Source organism: Cyanobium sp. Lug-B (genome assembly GCF_024345635.1).
Lineage (GTDB): Bacteria > Cyanobacteriota > Cyanobacteriia > PCC-6307 > Cyanobiaceae > Cyanobium > Cyanobium minutissimum.
In genome coordinates this window covers 1-17,352 of record NZ_JAGQBM010000066.1, presented here as the reverse complement: position 1 = coordinate 17,352, position 17,352 = coordinate 1, and the positions used below count along the sequence as shown (strand labels likewise).

13 protein-coding genes and 1 pseudogene are annotated in these 17,352 nt (G+C 68.6%); 6 read left to right on the top strand and 8 right to left on the bottom strand.

Annotated features, from left to right (window positions below; all coding sequences use genetic code 11):
• The 5 genes and pseudogenes from KBY81_RS13780 to KBY81_RS13760 all read left to right on the top strand — a co-directional run.
• A pseudogene (locus KBY81_RS13780) lies at positions 1–656 on the top strand (hypothetical protein); the annotation flags it as partial.
• 98 nt (positions 657–754) lie between these two features.
• Positions 755–2,047, top strand: a complete 1,293-nt coding sequence (locus KBY81_RS13775) for an NHLP bacteriocin system secretion protein (protein WP_254973085.1) — start codon at positions 755–757, stop codon at positions 2,045–2,047.
• A 12-nt stretch (positions 2,048–2,059) separates the two neighbouring features.
• Positions 2,060–2,251, top strand: coding sequence for a hypothetical protein (locus tag KBY81_RS13770; RefSeq protein WP_015108561.1), 192 nt, complete (start codon positions 2,060–2,062; stop codon positions 2,249–2,251).
• Between the two features lie 192 nt (positions 2,252–2,443).
• Positions 2,444–3,391: an ABC transporter substrate-binding protein gene (locus tag KBY81_RS13765; protein WP_254976780.1), complete on the top strand. Its 948-nt coding sequence runs from the start codon at positions 2,444–2,446 to the stop codon at positions 3,389–3,391.
• Positions 3,392–3,406: 15 nt separating this feature from the next.
• Positions 3,407–5,998 carry an ATP-binding protein gene (locus KBY81_RS13760; protein WP_254976779.1) on the top strand — a complete coding sequence of 864 codons (2,592 nt, stop codon included), beginning with the start codon at positions 3,407–3,409 and terminating at the stop codon, positions 5,996–5,998.
• A 50-nt stretch (positions 5,999–6,048) separates the two neighbouring features.
• Here KBY81_RS13760 and KBY81_RS13755 read toward each other — a convergent pair whose 3' ends face one another.
• The 6 genes from KBY81_RS13755 to KBY81_RS13730 all read right to left on the bottom strand — a co-directional run bounded on the left by KBY81_RS13755 (position 6,049) and on the right by KBY81_RS13730 (position 13,933).
• Positions 6,049–7,101: a diguanylate cyclase gene (locus tag KBY81_RS13755; RefSeq protein ID WP_254976778.1), complete on the bottom strand. Its 1,053-nt coding sequence runs from the start codon at positions 7,099–7,101 to the stop codon at positions 6,049–6,051.
• A gap of 203 nt (positions 7,102–7,304) precedes the next feature.
• A complete protein-coding gene (locus tag KBY81_RS13750; RefSeq protein ID WP_254976782.1) occupies positions 7,305–8,705 on the bottom strand; it encodes a chloride channel protein in 1,401 nt (466 codons plus the stop codon).
• 2 nt (positions 8,706–8,707) lie between these two features.
• Entirely contained in the window at positions 8,708–10,495 is a 1,788-nt protein-coding gene (locus tag KBY81_RS13745) for a TolC family protein (protein ID WP_254976777.1), read from the bottom strand.
• 15 nt (positions 10,496–10,510) lie between these two features.
• Positions 10,511–11,872 carry a carbohydrate porin gene (locus KBY81_RS13740; RefSeq protein ID WP_254976776.1) on the bottom strand — a complete coding sequence of 454 codons (1,362 nt, stop codon included), beginning with the start codon at positions 11,870–11,872 and terminating at the stop codon, positions 10,511–10,513.
• A gap of 4 nt (positions 11,873–11,876) precedes the next feature.
• On the bottom strand, positions 11,877–12,959 hold the full coding sequence (locus KBY81_RS13735) for an FUSC family protein (RefSeq protein ID WP_106222625.1): 1,083 nt from the start codon (positions 12,957–12,959) through the stop codon (positions 11,877–11,879).
• Positions 12,953–13,933, bottom strand: a complete 981-nt coding sequence (locus KBY81_RS13730) for an aromatic acid exporter family protein (RefSeq protein ID WP_254976775.1) — start codon at positions 13,931–13,933, stop codon at positions 12,953–12,955. The genes KBY81_RS13735 and KBY81_RS13730 overlap by 7 nt, the downstream gene beginning before the upstream one ends.
• Before the next feature lie 104 nt (positions 13,934–14,037).
• Here KBY81_RS13730 and KBY81_RS13725 point away from each other — a divergent pair, with 104 nt between their 5' ends.
• On the top strand, positions 14,038–14,538 hold the full coding sequence (locus KBY81_RS13725; protein WP_106222627.1) for an MgtC/SapB family protein: 501 nt from the start codon (positions 14,038–14,040) through the stop codon (positions 14,536–14,538).
• On the opposite strand, the gene KBY81_RS13720 is transcribed toward KBY81_RS13725, so the two are convergent.
• Complete coding sequence (locus KBY81_RS13720) at positions 14,507–15,394, bottom strand: LCP family protein (RefSeq protein ID WP_219904440.1); 888 nt, start codon at positions 15,392–15,394, stop codon at positions 14,507–14,509. The genes KBY81_RS13725 and KBY81_RS13720 overlap by 32 nt on opposite strands.
• A gap of 103 nt (positions 15,395–15,497) precedes the next feature.
• Positions 15,498–17,255, bottom strand: a complete 1,758-nt coding sequence (locus KBY81_RS13715; protein WP_254976781.1) for an ABC transporter ATP-binding protein — start codon at positions 17,253–17,255, stop codon at positions 15,498–15,500.
• Between the last annotated feature and the right edge of the window lie 97 nt (positions 17,256–17,352).

Sequence of the window (17,352 nt, the reverse complement as noted above, 5' to 3'; positions counted from 1 at the left end):
TGGCCGCCGGCTGGCAACTGCAGCTGGAGCCCGGCGGCAGCCTCGTGACGGATCAGGTGGTGCTGGCGGCCGGGGCCGGTTGCCGCGCCCTGGCCCCGGCTCTGCCGCAGCGCCATCGCGCCAGCTGGGCCGGGGTGCTGGCGCTGCCGGCAAGCCCTTCCCTGCCGCCCGCCTCGTCCAGCCCCTGGCAGCGCCATGCGGCTTCGCGTCGCATCGTGCAGCCGCGCCACTGGCAACGGCCGTCCCTGGAGGCCCGGGCTCCGGAGCTGGCGGAGGAGCGCTGGATCGTCGATGCCGGCTTCGCCCCCCGGGGAAAGGGGCTGCTGCTGGGGCAGATCAGCCTGGTGCGGCCGGGCCTGGATCCCGGTGAGCCGCCTGCGGTGGCCGTGATGGAACGCCGCCTGCGGGCCGGCCTGGCCGGGCTCGATCCGGTGCTGGCCGCCCTGCCGGGCCCCTACCACCAGGTGCCGGTGGCCTTCTGCAGCGGTGGCCTTCCCCTGGTGGGGCCCCTGGGCGACACGGCGGGCCTCTGGGTGTTCAGCGGATTCGGCGGCGCCTTCGCCCAGGTGCCGGTGCTCGCCCCCCTGCTGGCCGATGTGATCGCCGGGCTGGCCGATCCGGGGGATCTGGCGGGATTCGGCGTCCTGCCGGGCTGACAGGCGGCCTTCCATCCAGCATGCTGGCGGCGATGGCCACGTCCGCTCCCCCGACCGGTGCAGCCCTTCCGCCCGGAGCAGACCGGTCTCGCCGCCCGGTGGCGACCCTGCGCCGTCGTTGGAGTGGCCTCAGCGATCGCGGCCAGGTGGGGGCCTGCCTGGTGGCGATGGGCGGGGCCCTCGGGCTCTGGGTGCTGTTCTGGCCGGTTCCCACGGAGGTGATGGGGCAGGGGGTGCTGATCTACCCCGACACCGCCGGTCTGCTGGATGCCCGCGCCGGCGGCCAGGTGCGACGGCTGCGGGTGGCCGTCGGGCAGCAGGTGCGCAAGGGGCAGGTGCTGATGGAGCTGTACCTGCCGGTGCTCGACCGCCAGCTGCAGCAGCAGCGCGGCAACCTCGCCCAGCTGGAGCGCGACAACCGCGAGCTCGACCGGCGCGATGCCCTGCGGCTCTCCAGCGAGCGGCTCAGCCTCGACACCGCCTTGGCCAAGCTGGCCCAGGACCGGCGCCGTTATGAGGAGCTGGCGGCCACCTATGCGGAGAAGGTGCGCAACCTGCGCTGGCTGAGCCAGCGGGAGGTGGTGGCGCCCCTGGCCTCCGAGGTGGTGGCGGCCGAGCAGGGCCTGACCAGCACCAGCGTCAGTCTTGATGCGGTCAGGATCCAGGAGAAGGATCTGCTCACCCGCTATGAGCAGGTCCGGCTGGACATCCAGACCCAGGCCCTGCGGCGTCGCTACCAGATCGACGACATGCGCCGACAGATCCGGGTCACCGAGGCCCGCCTGGCCTTCGACGGCCAGGTGCTGGCCGACCGGGACGGCACCGTGCTGGACCTGCAGGTGATTCAGGGCCAGACGGTGGCCACCGGCCAGCGCCTCGGCACCCTGGGCCGGGCCGGCGCCGGCGGTGCCGGGGGGCCGCGGCTGCAGGCGGTGGCCTACTTCGCCCCGGCCGATGCCCGCCGCCTGCCGGCCGGCCTGCCGGTGGAGGTGGTGCCCCTCTGGGACCAGCGGGGTCGGTTCGGCGGCATCGTCGGCAAGGTGGTTCAGGTGCTGGCCCTGCCGGCCACGGAGGAGGACATCTCCACCACCATCGGCAATCCCCAGCTGGCCCGGGACCTGCTCAAGCACGGACCGGTGATGCGGACGGAGATCGCCCTGGAGCGGGACCCCACCAGCCGGGACGGCTACCGCTGGACCCTCTCCGGCGGCAGCGGGGTGTTTCCTGTGCGGGAGGGCCTGACGATCGCCGCCCATGCCTACGTGGAGTGGCGCACCCCGATCACCTACGTGATTCCGGGCCTGCGTTCCCTGACGGGCGGTTACCGCAGCCTCCGGATCGATCGGCTCTGGGACCGTCCTTCCCTGCGCCAGAGTGGAGCCCCGCCATGAGTGAGCAGCGCCATGGCTGACCGCCGGTGGTGGCAGATCCGCAATCCCCTGCTGCGCCAGGAGCTCCCCTGGCTGGTCAGTGAGGTGGTGCTCCTGGTAGTCCTGTGCAATGCCAACCCACCGGAACTGTGGTTCTGGCTGGTGGTGCTCCTGGTGATCCTGGGCTACAGGATCGAGCGCTGGTATTCTTCCCGGCCCGAATGATCGCTTCGTCGCAGGACTCCGGCTGGTAAGTGTTGAACTTCTGCCCATGGAGGACACCGTGCATCAACGTTTTGTTCCCTCGCCGGATCGTTGTTTCCTGAGACGCTGATAATTCAGCCCATGGATGCAGGCTCCAGGGTGCGGCAGAGAACAGCGAGGATTCGGTACCGTCCGCGATGGGTTCTGATCGGTATGGGCGTCCTGGCCTTGCTGGCGGCGCTGTTCGGTTGCTTCAGGCCAGCGTCGTTGCCCCTGCGGATCGGCGCCAACCTCTGGACCGGTTATGAAACTCTTTACCTGGCCAGAGACCTGGGTGAGCTGAAAGACAAGCCCATCCGACTGATTGATTTCCCTTCCGGGACCGAGGAAGTCAGGGCCTACCGAAACGATGAAATCGATGGAGCAGGCCTGTCGATCGATCAGGTGATCACCCTGGCCGCCACCCAGGGGGACATCCGGATCATCGCCATCATGGACTTCTCCAACGGAGGGGACGTGATCCTTGCCAGACCTGGCCTGAGGACGATGGGAGAGCTGAAGGGCAAGCGCATCGGCGTGGAGGCCACCGCCCTGGGGGCCTTTTTTCTCGGCCGAGCCCTGGAGCTCAACGACATGACCCCCCAGGACGTCACGGTGGTGTCGTTGGAACTGGGGGATCACGAGGCTGCCTACAGGGCTGGAAGGGTCGATGCGGTGGTGACCTTTGGCCCGGCACGCACCAACCTGCTCAAGGCGGGCGCCATCCCCTTGTTTGACAGCAGCCGGATCCCGGGAGAGATTGTGGACACCCTGGCCGCCAGCAGCGAGGCGATCGCCAACAACGCCGAGAATCTGCAGACCCTCGTGGAGGCGAGATTCAAGGCCCTGGGTTATTTCCAAAGCAATCCGGCCGATGCCGCCCGGCGCATGGCCAGGCGCACCCGGGTGAAGCCGGAGGAACTGTTGGAGGCTTTCCGTCTGCTGGAGCAGCCGTCACTGGAAACGAATGTGGCGTTGCTGACTCAGCGGGATCCATCGCTGGTGGTCACCATGACCAACCTGATCAGGGTCATGCATGACAACGGGCTGATCACGAAAACGATAGACCCTGCCAGTCTTCTGGATGCTCAGTTTGTCGAGCGTGCGCTGGCTCGGCGTTAGGCGGTGGATCGCAGCATGACCAGATTCCCTCCGCCCCTTCGCTTCACGATCCCGGCCCTGATTGTCGTGAGTGGTTTTTCGATTGGTGCCATTCAGTTTGCTCTGGAAGTTCAAGATGCCAATCGCAGATCCGAGCAAAGCGCCACCATCTATCTGAAGTCCTCGGTCTCCCAGGCCGCGCGAATGGTGGACTATCTCTATCGAACTGATCAGCAGAGTGATCAAGTCGTTGCATTGATCAGCCAGCTGGGAACCAATGCGGGCTATCGGAATGTGATTCTTTTCAACGACAGGAACATCGTTCTCCGTGCTAGTGACTACAGCCTTGAGGGCCAACCCATCGGAGCGACGGAAGCGGCGCCGTTGGCCTCCCTCTTTTCCCAGGCTCGCCGTTCGCTTCGGGGAACGGTCCGACTCTCGACGGACCGCCTTCATCTGTCAGCCGTTTATCCCATCCTGCTCAAGCCCCTGCCTGGCGAACTGAAGCCATCTCGTGTCGGTATTTGTTATGTTGACTACAGCCTAGCCGAGGCGAAGCGCACCGCGTTCCGTGAAGCGCTCCGGCGGACTCTGGCGTTCAATGCTCTTCTGGTTCTTCTCGGTATCTGCGTCTGGCTGTTCTTTCAGTATGCGCTGACCAGTCGGATCAGAAAACTCATCGCCGCCAGCCACGCCCTGGGTGAAGGCGATCTGGCGGTAAGGAGTGGACTGGATGGCTCCGATGAGCTGGCTGGAATCTCCGTGGCGTTTGATCAGATGGCGGAGAAAATGGAGCAGAATGCTGTCAATCTAAAGCGCCAGGTACAACGTGAACTGATCCTGCGGGAGATCACGGAGCGGATTCTCACGTTTCTTGAACTCAAGCGCATCTTTCAGGTGGCGGTCAATGAAATGCTTCCCTATCTTGCGGTGGACCGGGTGGCCATCTATCAGTTTGATCAGGCTTGCCAGTGTCATCGTGGTGCCTTCATCGCGGAGGCTGTTCAGCCAGATACGGAGTCGTTGTTGGCCGTTTCGATCGACGATACCTGTTTCGACGATGCGCTGGTCTCTCGCTACCTCAAGGGCGGACATCAGGCCATTGATAATGTGGCGACAGCCGCCTTGGAGCCCTGCTATCGGGAGCTTCTTCTTGGCCTGAAGATTCAGGCCAATCTGGTGGTTCCACTGATCTGCGGTTCCCGTCTATGGGGGCTGTTGTGTATGCATCACTCTAAACGGCCTCGTCGCTGGAGTGAGGAAGATCTTCAGGTTGTCAATCATGTCGCGAGCCAACTCAGCATCGCCATCCAGCAGGCTGACCTGTTCGCCAAACTGGAGGACGAGCTGCAAGAGAAGAAGCTGGCCGAAGAACGTCTGATCACCGTGAACGATGAGTTGGCCTCGATCAATGACCAGCTGGCTCGCTCGACACGCCTGAAGGATGAGTTCCTGGCCAACATGAGCCATGAACTACGAACCCCACTGAATGGCATTCTCGGGATGGCAGAATCCTTGCAGGAGAACATCTATGGCGAGATGTCCCCGATCCAGCGCAAGGCCTTGGAGGAGATTGATCGCAGTGGACACCATCTGCTGGAGTTGATCAACGATATCCTTGACATCACCAAGATCGAAGCCGGCAAGCTTGAAGTCCATCCCCATCCCGTCTCGATCCCTGTTCTCTGCCACGCCTGCATCGCCACCATCGAGCGAATGGCGGAGGCCAAGTCGATTCACCTGTCCTCACAGATCGACCCTGCCCTGCCCGTTGTTCTGCTTGATGGGCGGCTGCTGCGTCAGGTTCTCATCAACCTGCTCAGTAATGCTGTCAAGTTCACTCCCGCTGGAGGATCGGTTCGTCTGGAGGTCGGGCTGAGCTGCCCCCCGGAGGCGGCGGCTGGTCAGGCCACGCTCAGGCTCTGTGTGATCGATTCAGGCATCGGCATCGATCGGGAGGATCAGGACAAGATCTTCCAGCCCTTCGTGCAGATCGACAGTGGCTTGAACCGCCAGTTCACGGGCTCCGGCCTTGGCCTCTCGATCGTGAAACGCATCCTCCTGGCCCATGGCGGGGACATCAGCCTGCAATCGGCCCATGGACAGGGAACCCGCTTCAGCGTCCGGCTTCCTGTCACCCTCCCCCCAGAGGCATCCACGGAGGATTCAGCGCCGGATACGGCGCCGATGGCCTCGGCCGGAGTCGAGGACGGCGTTCCAGCGGAGCGGTCGTTGATCCTGCTGGCGGAGGACAGTCGGGTCAACCGACTGATCTACGCACGCTATCTCCACGCCAAGGGATACCGGGTGCAGGAGGTGGTCAATGGCCAGGAGGCGATCGACTTCCTGCACGACCGTGTTCCCAGCCTGTTGATTCTGGACATGTCGATGCCGGTGGTGGACGGTTTTTCCGTCCTGCGCATGATCCGCTCCAGCGACAGGCCAGAGCTGGCGGTGATGCCCATCATCGTGCTGACGGCGTTGGCGATGAAAGGCGACCGGGAGAAGTGCCTGGCTGCCGGTGCCAGCGAGTACCTGGCCAAGCCGGTGAAACTCCAGGAGCTTGACCAGACCATCCGCAGGATCCTGGAGACCGCTGGCGAGAAAGGATCGCCTCTGTCCCCTTGATTTCGGATTCATGGATCGCCATGGACTCCGTTCCTGCGGCGGCAGGGAGTTCAGCCGCTGTGCTTCTGCAACACGCTGCCGGCGCCTGCCCGGGCGCGGTCGGCCTCTGATGCGGCGGGCCCAGGGGTCTGGCCATCCTCCTGTTGGAGGGATCGCAGCTGCTTGATCTCCTTCATCAGGGCCTCCCCATCGGCCAGGAGCTCGACAATGGTTTCATGCCGTTCCGGTTGATAGGCGGTGATGCCATAGGAGAACGAGATGGCATCGTCCTTGTTCGACAGACCGTTGTCCTGCTCGAGGGCTTTCTCGATGCGATGGACCACGGTGTCGGACTGCTCCCGGGTGGCGTTGATCAGCAGAACCACGAAGGCATCCCCACCGAGTCGGGCCACCACATCGGAGTCTCGGCAGACATCCGTGATCCGATCCGCCAGGGTGATCAGGACCTCATCACCAGCCTGGCGCCCGTGGAGGTGGTTGATTCGCTGGAAATCGTTCAGATCGAGATAGAGGAGCGAAACCGGTATCGCCTGGCGCGTGCAGAGCTGAAGGCTCTGCTGGGCAAGGGCAAGAAATCCGCGCCTGTTCTCCAGGCCGGTGAGCTTGTCCCTGGTGGCCAGCAGGGTGGAGACCACCTCCTGCTCCACAACGCTCGCCAGATCCTTCAGGATCTCGATCTGCTCCCCATCAAGGGTTCGGGGTGCCTGATCGACGATGCACAGGGTGCCGATCTTTCGCTGGTCCACCGTCAAGGGACAAGCCGCATAAAAGCGAACATGGGGCTCTCCCAGAACCAGAGGATTATCGTGGAATCTTTCATCCTCCAAGGCGTCGGGAACGATGAATACCTCTGAGCCAAGAATCGCATGACCACAGAACGACACGCTTCTGGAGGCTTCCGAACCACCTAGACCTGAGGTGGATTTCGACCACTGCCGATGTTCATCGACAAGGCTGACCATTGCGATCGGAACCTTGAAGATCCTCTGGGCCAGTCTGGTGAGCCGATCGAAACGGGAGTCCTGTCCTGTGTCGAGGAGACCCAGGGATCGAAGCTTGGCCAGCCGAAGCGGTTCGTCGTCAGGGGTCTCAGGCGGTTTCAATGGATCCCTCTTCGATACAAGGCCGGCCGACGGGGAAACACATCAGGTTGCGAGAGCTGTTGGTCGGTCAGTTGGTGAAACAGTTCGTAGACCTGCGACCCCGATTTCCACTTTAGCGTTTTCTTGCTTGCCCGTCCCAGGTCTCTTTCCCGCCCGTCACTTCCGGGGCAGTCCCTGTCGCGAAAGGGACAGGGGTGGACTCTTCATGCTGCTTTCATCCCTTCTGTCTCCTTGACTCCGTGAATCTCAAGCCAGCGTTCCAGTTGCACCTCGTTCCACGTCTCTGTCCATACCCAGCGGCCGATCGGTGCCGCCAGAGCGGCCACCAACAGCAGCCAGGGCAGCAGCGCCATGGTTCCCGCGATCTGCATCACGAACAGCGCGCAGAACAGGGGCGTGCGGCAGGCCCCGCTGAACAGGGCCGTCGCCCCGGTCCACACCAGCAGCTGCCGTTCCAGGGGCGGCAGGTCGGCGATCAGGGGTCCGGCCAGCAGCGCCCCCAGTGACATGGCGTCGTGCATCACACCTCCGGGGGCGCCGATGGCGATGCTGAGCACTGAGGCCAGCAGCCGCCAGGGAAGGATCTCCAGCCCCGGACGATCCTCGCCGTAGGCCATGCGCAGGATCAGCAGCTGGCCGTCGTTGAGGCTCCAGCCACCGCTGGCGACGGCCGCCAGGCTGATCACCAGGGCGGCCAGCAGGGCCCCCGCCAGGGGCCTGGCCAGGGCCGATCCCCCCGCCCTGGCCGGTCGCGCAAGCCAGCGGCCCCAGCAACCGGCCATCCAGGCCGTACCGGCGGCGAACACGCCCCCCAGCCAGCCGGCGGCCAGGGTCAGCAGCAGGGCGGGACCCAGCAGGTGGACGCCGCCTCCCACCAGCAGGGATGCACCGGCCTGGTGGGCGGGGGCCGCGTCCGGGGTGCTGCCCCAGAGGCCGGTGGCCACCCCAAGCATCACGCCCGCCCCCGTGATCAGCAGCGTGCCGTTGATGAGGGCCGCCGAGCGCCGCCGGCAGAGCTCCTCGATGGCATAGGTGACCCCCAGCAGGACGGAGTTGAAGGCGATGCCCAGACCCGCCCCGGCGCCGGTCGCCAGCAGCACCGGCAGGGGCAGACGCTTGAGGGGGGCCACCCACGGCCGCAGGGCCAGCAGCAGGCTCGCCCCCAGGGAGGCGGAGGGGGACTCCAGCCCCACCGTCAGGCCGGCGCCATGGGTGAGCAGCAGCAGCGGCAGCCGGGCCAGCTGGCGCCTGAGATCCAGGGAGGCGAGCGCTGCCGTGCGTGAAGGACCCTGGCGCACCCGCTCCAGCTGCAGGGCCAGCACCCCGGTGAGTCCGCCGCCCCGGCCGCCCTTGAGGGGGCCGTTCGCCAGCAGGGTCAGCAGCGCCGTGCCGGCGAACACCAGCAGCAGGCTGCCGCCGGGGATCCCCCCTCCCCCGCCCAGGGGCCAGGCCTGCTGGAGGCGGAAGCCGAGGGCCGAGAGCCACTGGTAGGGCTGCAGCAGCAACAGCAGCGGCAGTGCCGCCAGCAGCAGGGCGACCACCTGCCCCAGGCGCAGACTGCCGTCACGCCGGGCATCGGCGGCATCGATCGCTTCGGGGGGCATCGTCACGGGCTCCATTGCAGGCGCGCCGGAACCGTGGCCTCCGGGTCCGTCGGCATGGGCAGCAGTTCGCGCAGCAGCTGGGCGTAGGTGACGTTGACGTTCACGGTGGCCTCCAGGCGCTGGACCAGGCTGGCGATCAGCCGTTCCTGGGTGTTGGAGAGATCCAGCTCGCTGCTCAGGCCCGCCTGGTAGCGCAGGCGGGCATCCCGGAAGGCCTCCAGGCTCGCCGTCACGCCCCGCCTGGCGGCCACCAGGCGCGCCAGGCTGGCCTCGTGGCCCAGGAAGGCCTGCTCGATCCGCAGCCGGATGTCGTTGCGCTGGGCGGCGTACTGCTGGGCCACCGCGGCACCGCGGCGCTCCAGGGCCCGGGCCTGGCCCCGCGTGGTACCCGCATCGAAGAGCAGCCAGCTCACCGCCAGGCCCACCGACCAGTCGGTGCCGTAGGTGTTGAGGGAGGTGGCCACCGTGGTGCCGCAGCAGCCGCCGTCGGCGATGCGCACGTTCCAGTTGTTGGCGTTGGTAGCCCCGGCACCGGCGCTGGCGAACAGCGACAGCTTCGGCAGCAGTTCGGCGGCGACCGCATCCTTCTGGCGCAGCAGCGCCTCGCGGGTGGCCAGGAGGGCTTCCAGTTCCGGGTTGTCCCGGAAGGAGGCCAGCAGGCTGGCCTCCAGGTCGAGGGGCCAGCGCGGCTGCAGGCGGATCGGGTCGCTGGCGGTGGGGGTCAGCTGGGGCGGCAGGTTGAGCAGGGCCGCCAGCCGCCGGCGGGCGACCGCCCGTTCCGCCAGGGCCGCGATCAGCTGCTCCTGGCCGTCCGCTTCGATCGCCTGCCGCCGCAGCACGTCGAGCCGGGGCACCAGCCCGGCCTGCTTGAGGTCCAGGCTGTCCTGGAGGATCAGCAGGTCGTTGCGCACGACGGCCTCGCGGATGCGCACCAGCTGGTCGGCCCGCTGCAGCTGGTAGTAGCTCTCGCTCAGGGACAGCTGCAGCCGCCGCAGGGCATCGGCGTAGTCGAGACGGCTGCCGCGCAGCCGCGCCAGGGCGGCCCGCGCCTTCGGCGTGCGGGCGAAATCCAGGAGTTCGTAGCGCAGCTCGAGGCCGCCGCTCACCCCGTTGGCGTTGGTGTTGAGGGAGCCCCGGCCGCCGGGGGGGATGAAGAAGGGGTTGCTGGGGGCGAACAGGGTCCCGGTGCCGGTGGGGGAGAAGAAGCTGGTGCTGGCCTGGTCGGTACCGCCGGCGGCATAGGCGGAGATCCGGGGCCAGTAGGTGCCCATCTGGCTCTGCAGCTCGGCCAGGGCCACCGCCACCGCGTCGCGGCGGGCCTGGAGGCCGGGACTGTTGGCGAAACCGATCGCCAGCGACTGCTCCAGGCTCAGGGCCTGAAGCTGGCCCGGTCGGAGATCGCCGGCCTCCGGCAGCGCCAGGGGCGGCAGGGGAACGCTGTCCTGCGGTGGCCCGGGAACCGCGCTGGCTTCCGCAGGCCCCAGCAGCGCCTCCGGCAGCGGCGCCCTGTCCGGCCCGGCCGCGGGGAGGGGGGCCGCTTCGGCGGGCAGCAGCTCATCGAGGGCACGGATCTGGCGATCCAGTTCGTTCCAGCGGCGCTCGAGGCGCCGGACATCGCCGGCACCGGTCGCCGGCAGGGGCTGGGCTGCGATGGGGCCCGGTCCGAGGCCGAGACCCAGTGCCATCCCTGGCGCCATGCCGGCGAGGATCCACCTGGCCAGGGGCCGCCCCGTTCCGCTGCCCCCCATGGCCTCCCGATTCCCCCGTCCGGCGCCCAGTTTGCTCGACATCGGCCCTTACGGCTCCTAGAAACTGAAACCCAGCTGCAGGCCCGCGGCGAACAGGCCCGGCACCCGGCCGGCCGCTCCGGGATTGAGGATCCACTGCAGGCTGGGCTGCAGGTTGAAGGACTGGTTGATCCGCATCTGATAGCCCAGCTCCACCACCCCTTCGTGGCTCAGACCGGGCTGGCTGATCGGACTGAAGCCCGTGCGGGCCACGCCGAGGATCAGCAGATCGAGGGGACGGCCCGGCAGCACCCCCTGGCTCACCAGACCACCGCCGATGTAGCTGGGCGTGGGGTTGGCGGCGGTGTCGAAGCCCGCGGCGGTGGCGGCCCAGAGCCGGTGGTCGAGGCCCCAGGGCAGGGCCACGGGCACGGTGGCGCTGCCGTACAGGCCCCGGTTCGGCCCGGTCCCGGCATAGGCCGCCAGCTGCAGCAGCCCGCCGGGCAGCTGCCGCTCCACCATCACGGGCCGGCCGCAGGTCCGGCCCCGGGCCCGGAGGCCGCCAGCGTGGCGGCAGGCGGCGATCGGCTCCCCCAGCCGGCGGTTGAGCCAGGGGGCCGCATAGCTCCACTGCAGCTGGTGGGTCCAGCCCCGGCCGGGGGGAAGGCCGCTGGCGGTCCCCAGGAGCTTGGCGACCTCGTCGGTGGCGGCCAGGTTGAAACTGGCCAGCCGCAGGGTGGTGGCCGGGGTCGGCCGCAGCACCAGCCGGGCGCCCGGCGCCGCCACCGGAAAGACGGGGAAGTTCGGGATCGTGAACAGCACCGGCGCGCCGTTGAGGGCGTCGTGGACGTAGAAGCCTTCGACCGGGGCGCTGAACAGGTCGGGGGCCATGCCCACCAGCCCCGCCTCCAGGCTCCAGCGGCCGTCGGCGGAGCGGCGCTCCAGGCTGGCGCGGGTGAGCCAGAACCCCACCGGGTTGGCCACCTCCTGCAGGGGCAGCGCCGCCCCCACCCGCTGGGCGTAGCTGGGATCGCCGTTGTAGCCGGCGACGGCCAGATGCATCGCCCATCGCTTCCATTCCTGTCCCGCACTCTCGCCGGTGGGGGCCCGGAGGGTGAGGGCCAGGGTGGTCTGCTGGATCCAGCTCGCTTCCCTCACCAGGCCGCCGACGGGATTGACCATCGGTTCGGCCAGGATCTCCAGGTCCAGATCCACCCAGGCCGGCAGGCCCAGGGTCTGCTGGAGGGTGCCCCAACCCGGCTCCAGCTGGACCAGGGCCGGCTGCGGTGGGGGCGCCTCCGGTGGCGTTGGCTCAGCCCCGGGCCCGGCGGGGAGCGGTTCGGCGTTGCCGGATCCGGTGGCGGCCAGCAGCAGCAGCGCCAGCGCCAGCGCCGGGGGGTGGCCGGAGGCCTGCGGTGGGGACGGGGGCGCTCCAGCCATGGCGTCAGCCGGAGGCCTCCCCCAGGACCCGCCAGCTGTGCTCCGCCTGCTCGATGCTGCGCAGGGCCTGGCCGCAGAGCATCAGCCGGCTGGCATTGCGCTGCAGCAGGGTCAGGTCGAACCGGTCCAGATCCGGATCATGCAGGGCCTGCTCCAGGTTCCCCCAGCGGGCCGGCGCGGCCATGGCTGTGGCCGGCGGCGCCGGTCGGTGACGGTGGGGCACCTCGAGGCAGTGGCGCCATTGCTCCAGTCGTCCGGCCACGGTCCGCAGCAGTTCGGCCTGGGCGCTGTGCAGCCCCTCCAGGGGGCCCCGGTCCGCCGGGGTGTGCTCGAGGAGCCGCAGCCCGTCGACCACACCCACCAGCTGGGAGCCGGCGCCGTTGAGGAGCTGGAAGAGCCGGAATGTGGCATGGCTGGTGGGGTTGTTGCCGAGCTCATCGGCCACCGCCGGCATGGCCTGGCGCAGGGCCACCAGCTGGCGCCGCAGCCCCTGGGCCGTCTCCAGCTCGCGCCGCCGGGCGGCCACTAGGGCCCCCGGCGGTGCCGGGACGGCCGGCGCCTCGAGGCGGTCGGCCTGGGCGACGAGGGCCCCGCCGAGATCGGTCAGGAACCGGCGCAGCCGCTGCCGGTTGCCTTCCACCGCCAGGTCGGGCCAGAACAGCCGCAGGCAGAGCAGGGCCACCAGGATGCCGGCCGCGGTCCAGAACAGTCGCACCGGGACCCAGATGCCCAGTTCACCGTCGTGGACCAGCCAGCCCATCACGATGATGTTGCTGCCCACCTTGTACCCCACCTCCAGCCCCAGCGCCGCCCCCACCAGCCGCATCGCGACCAGGGACAGGCTCAGGCCCAGGGGCAGGGGCAGGTGGCTGAGGCCGGTGAAGGAGATCACCAGCACCACCCCCCCCACCACCGACCCCAGCAGGCGCTGGCGCCCCAGGCCGATGGAGCCTCCGTAGGTGCCGGTGCAGACGACCAGCACGGCCATCGGTGCGTAGAAGCCGTAACCCAACGGAGCCAGGGCACCCAGGCCGTTCATCAGCCCCGCGGTCAGGGCCAGCCGCAGCTCGGAGCGGCGGATCAGCATCGGGTCACCAGACTGAGGGTGCGCAGACTGGCCAGCAGCGGATGCTGCTCTTCGGCCAGGGCCAGCAGCGGCAGCAGCGGCAGCGAACGGTGCCGGGCCAGGCTCTGCCAGGGCCCGGGGTCCGGGGCCAGCACCGGCAGGGTGTCCCCCCGGAGCAGGGCCGCCATGCGTGCCATACCGGCCTGCAGGGGATCGCCGGTCGGGTCCCCGGCCGCTTCCGTGTCCAGGCCCAGCCGGTCGGGGAGGCCCCCCAGCAGCCGCTCCCACTGCACCCAGTGGTGCTGGACCGCCCCCCACAGCTGCAGCCGCTGGGGCCAGTGCTGCCGCTGCAGCCGCTGGCCATGGGGTCCGCGCCGCTCCTGGGCCAGCAGCTGCTCCATCGCCACCAGGTCGTGGCTGAGCCTGGCCGGGGGCAGGGGCTGGGGCCGCTCGCCACGACCCTCGAGCCAGCTGCGCTGCTGCTCCAGCTGGGCGGCGTAGCCCTGGCGCAGCCCGGCCTCCAGCCGCAGTATCCGGTCGATTCCCCGCCGGGGCCAGAACAGCAGCCCCACCACGATGGCAATGACGCAGCCGACGGCCGTGTCAAGGGTGCGGTTGAACACGTAATCCCAGTTCAGGGCCACATGGCTGGGGATCATCAGGAACATCAGGCTCACCAGCGTCGCGGTCCCGGCGGCCGACTGCCAGCCCAGCCAGCGCAGCAGGGGCAGCATCAGCAGCAGCGACACCAGCACCCCCGGCCACCCGGACAGCAGGGTGTGGACCAGGAAGGTGACCAGCCCTCCGGTGATGGTGCCGAAGACCCGCACCCGGGCGGCCTGGAGGCTGAGGTCGTCACCGTCCTCCATGACCGTGACCACGGCCAGCATCGGGTACCAGACGTAGGCGATCCGCTCAAACCAGAGCGACAGGGCGGCGGTGAGGAAGGCGGCCACCCCGAGCCTCAGGCTGTTGCGAAGCAGGGCGGAGCGCACGGACCTCGAGGCGCAGGGCTGGCAGGAGCCTATGGAGGCCCATGGTCCACGGCCATTCGGCGATGCGCCATGGTTGATCTTCCCTTGCCGTGCTGTGGGCAGCCATGGTCCTCTCGCTGAGCCCGGATCTGGAGGCCCTGCTGCGGCTGGGGATGGCGGTGCTCTGCGGTCTGGCGGTGGGCATCAACCGGGCGCACCACGGCAGCCGTGCCCACCCCAACCGCCTGCGGGTTCATGTGCTGGTGGGCATGAGTGCCTGCCTGATGGTCCTGGCGGCCGGCCCCGATGCCCAGGCCCGCAGCCGCGTGATTCAGGGGGTGGCGGCCGGCATCGGCTTCCTGGGTGCCGGCGAGATCCTGGTGCCTCCGGTGCGTCCCAAGCACGGCATTCCGGAGGTGCGCGGCCTGAGCAGTGCCGCCTCGATCTGGTTCACGGCGGCCCTGGGCGTCACCGTGGCCGTCTCCAGTCCCGTGCCGGTCCTGATGGCCCTCGGCCTGGCGCTCATCACCCTCTCCGACCGGGACGGGCACCCGCCCGACGGCGGCGAGGCGATCGCCCCACCCGCCGGGGAGGTCAGAAAAGGAAACGGTGGCGGCCGTTCGTAGCGTTGGCCTGGCCCTCGTTGTCGGCCTCCAGTGGGTCCTCCGGAGTTGGCCAGACGGCGTCCCAGTAGCTGATGCCGTCCTTGTAGAAGGGGCGGCCGTCCAGCCGCTGGGTGTCGAGCTGGGTGCTGCCCATGGCCGTGATCAATCCCCCCAGCTCCATGGGTCCGAGGTCGGTCTTGATGTCCTTGCGGGCGGCCATCATCAGGGCCGGCAGCCGCACCAGGTATTCGGGGCGGGTGAGTTTGCGGAACAGGGACTTCAGGGCCAGCTGCTGGCGGTCCATGCGCCCGAGGTCACCGGTCTCGTCGTGGCGGAAGCGCAGGAAACCCTCCAGATCCTTGCCGCGCAGGGTCTGCATCCCGGGTTGCAGATCGATCGACAGCCCCTGGCTGCGGTCGACGTAGACCATGCGCTTGGGCACGTCCACCTCGATGCCTCCGAGGACATCGGCCATCTGGCGGATCGACGAGAGGTTGACGACCAGGTGGTGCTGGATGGGACGGCCGAGGCGCTGGGAGATCTCCCGCTTCACCGCTTCGATGCCGCCCAGGTTGTAGAGGGCGTTGATCTTGACCGGCCCGAAACTCTCGGCCTCGATGTACGTGTCGCGGGGGATCTGGGTGATGCTCGTCTGCTTGCCATCGATGCGCAGGGTGGCGATCACATCGGTGTTGCCACCGCCCACGTCGGTGCCCAGAATCAGGATGTCCTGACGGTCCATGCCGCCGCTCCAGGCGGCGAAGGGATTGGTCAGTGCCGGATTTCCTCCGGCGGTGGCCCGGGCCGAGATCAGCTGGGCCAGGGGCCCGGCCAGCAACAGGCCCGCCCCCAGGCCGCAGACCACCGCGAGCAGCACGGGGGTGCGACGTCGGGATGACCTGGGCGGGGCCCCCTTGGTTGGCTGGGCCCCTCTGCTGGGCTGGGACATCTTCATTCAATCCACGCTAAGCCCAGCGGGCTCAGCGCAGGGCCTCCTCGGGCCTCAGCCCCGTCTGCACCCGCCAGAGCGCCGCATAGGCCCCGTTTCCGGCCAGCAGTTCGTCGTGGCCGCCGCTCTCGACGATGCGCCCCTGATCCATCACCACGATCCGGTCGGCGTGGCGCACCGTGCTGAGCCGGTGGGCGATCACCAGGGTGGTGCGGGAGGCCGTGATGCGATCGAGGGAGCGCTGGATCGCCGCTTCCGTTTCGTTGTCGACGGCGGCGGTGGCCTCATCCAGCACCAGCACCGGCGGATCCTTGAGGATCGCCCGGGCCAGGGCGATGCGCTGCCGCTGGCCCCCGGACAGGCGCAGGCCGCGCTCCCCCACCAGGGTGTCGTACCCCTGGGGCAGCGCGTCGATGAACCCCGCCGCCTCGGCCAGGCCGGCCGCCCGTTCGATGGCCGCGCGGGTGGCGGCGAAGCTGCCGTAGGCGATGTTCTCGGCCACGGTGCCGTGGAAGAGGAACACCTCCTGGCTCACCAGGCCGATGGCCCGGCGCAGGTCCTGGAGGGACAGCGTCTCGATCGCCAGCCCATCCAGCAGGATCCGCCCCGCCTGGATGGGGTACAGCCGCAGCAGCAGCTTGACGATTGTGCTCTTGCCGGAGCCCGTGGCCCCCACGATCCCGATCGTGGCGCCGGCGGGAATCTCCAGGTCGAAGGACGCGAGAAGCCGCTCCCGTCCGGCGTAGGCGAAGTCGACCCGCTCGAAGCGGACCTGGCCGCGGACGTCGGCGATGGGGAGCGGCCGGTTGCCGCTGGGGATGGCGACGGGGGTGTCCAGCAGGTCCATCACCCGGTGGGTGGAGGCCATGGCGCGCTGGTAGTCGTCGAGGGTGCGGCCCAGGGTGGTGAGCGGCCACAGCAACCGCTGGGTGATGAAGACCAGGAACGAATACGTGCCGATGGCGATGGCGCCGCTCCAGGCCTGCAGTCCGCCGATCACCAGGATGGCGATGAAGGCGAACAGGATTGCGAACCGGATCAGGGGAATGAAGGCGGCCGAGAGGCGGATGGCCCGGCCGTTGCTGGCCCGGTAGGCCTGGCTCTGGGCGATCAGCCGCTGCTTCTCCCAGTCCTCCGCCGCGTAGCTCTTGATGGTGAGCATGCCGCCGAGGTTGTTGCTCAGCAGGCTGGCCAGGTCGCCGGCCCGCTCGCGCACCTCCCGGTAGCGGGGGGCCAGGCGCCGCTGGAAGCGGAGGGAACCCCAGAGGATCACCGGGATCGGCAGGAAGGAGACCCCGGCCACCGTGGGGGAGAGGACCACCATGGCCCCGCCCACCGCCAGGACGGTGGTGATCAGCTGCAGGATCTCGTTGGCGCCCTGGTCGAGAAAGCGCTCCAGCTGATTGATGTCGTCGTTGAGGACCGTCAGCAGACGCCCGCTGCTGCCGGCCTCGAAGAAGCCCATCTCCAGGTGCTGGAGGTGGTCGTAGGCCTCGATGCGCAGCTCATGCTGCACCGTCTGGGCCAGGCGTCGCCAGAGGAGGGCGTAGAGGTACTCGAACAGGGACTCGGCGCTCCAGATCAGGAACGAGAGCACAGCCAGCACCCCCAGCTGGCCCGGCACGGTGGTGAAGCCGAGGCCGGCCAGCCAGGAAGTGCGCTGCTGGACCACCACATCGACCGCCAGGCCGATGAGAACGGGGGGTGCCAGGTCGAAGAGCTTGTTGAGGATCGAGCAGGCGGCCGCCAGGCCGACCAGCCGGCGGTGGGGCCGCAGGCTGCGCAGCAGACGGCGAAGCCCTGCCGCTGTCGGGGCTGGCCCCGGGGGGCCGGCAACGGCCCTGACCGCCGCCGGACTCACCAGCGATTGCCGCCGCCGCCACCAC

What these genes read in the sequence shown, in the direction of transcription:
- KBY81_RS13725 (WP_106222627.1), top strand. Translation starts at nt 14,038, where the DNA reads ATGGTCCTCTCGCTGAGCCCGGATCTGGAGGCCCTGCTGCGGCTGGGG.
- KBY81_RS13745 (WP_254976777.1), bottom strand. Translation starts at nt 10,495, where the DNA reads ATGTCGAGCAAACTGGGCGCCGGACGGGGGAATCGGGAGGCCATGGGG.
- KBY81_RS13735 (WP_106222625.1), bottom strand. Translation starts at nt 12,959, where the DNA reads ATGCTGATCCGCCGCTCCGAGCTGCGGCTGGCCCTGACCGCGGGGCTG.
- KBY81_RS13765 (WP_254976780.1), top strand. Translation starts at nt 2,444, where the DNA reads ATGGGCGTCCTGGCCTTGCTGGCGGCGCTGTTCGGTTGCTTCAGGCCA.
- KBY81_RS13740 (WP_254976776.1), bottom strand. Translation starts at nt 11,872, where the DNA reads ATGGCTGGAGCGCCCCCGTCCCCACCGCAGGCCTCCGGCCACCCCCCG.
- KBY81_RS13770 (WP_015108561.1), top strand. Translation starts at nt 2,060, where the DNA reads ATGGCTGACCGCCGGTGGTGGCAGATCCGCAATCCCCTGCTGCGCCAG.
- KBY81_RS13760 (WP_254976779.1), top strand. Translation starts at nt 3,407, where the DNA reads ATGACCAGATTCCCTCCGCCCCTTCGCTTCACGATCCCGGCCCTGATT.
- KBY81_RS13750 (WP_254976782.1), bottom strand. Translation starts at nt 8,705, where the DNA reads ATGCCCCCCGAAGCGATCGATGCCGCCGATGCCCGGCGTGACGGCAGT.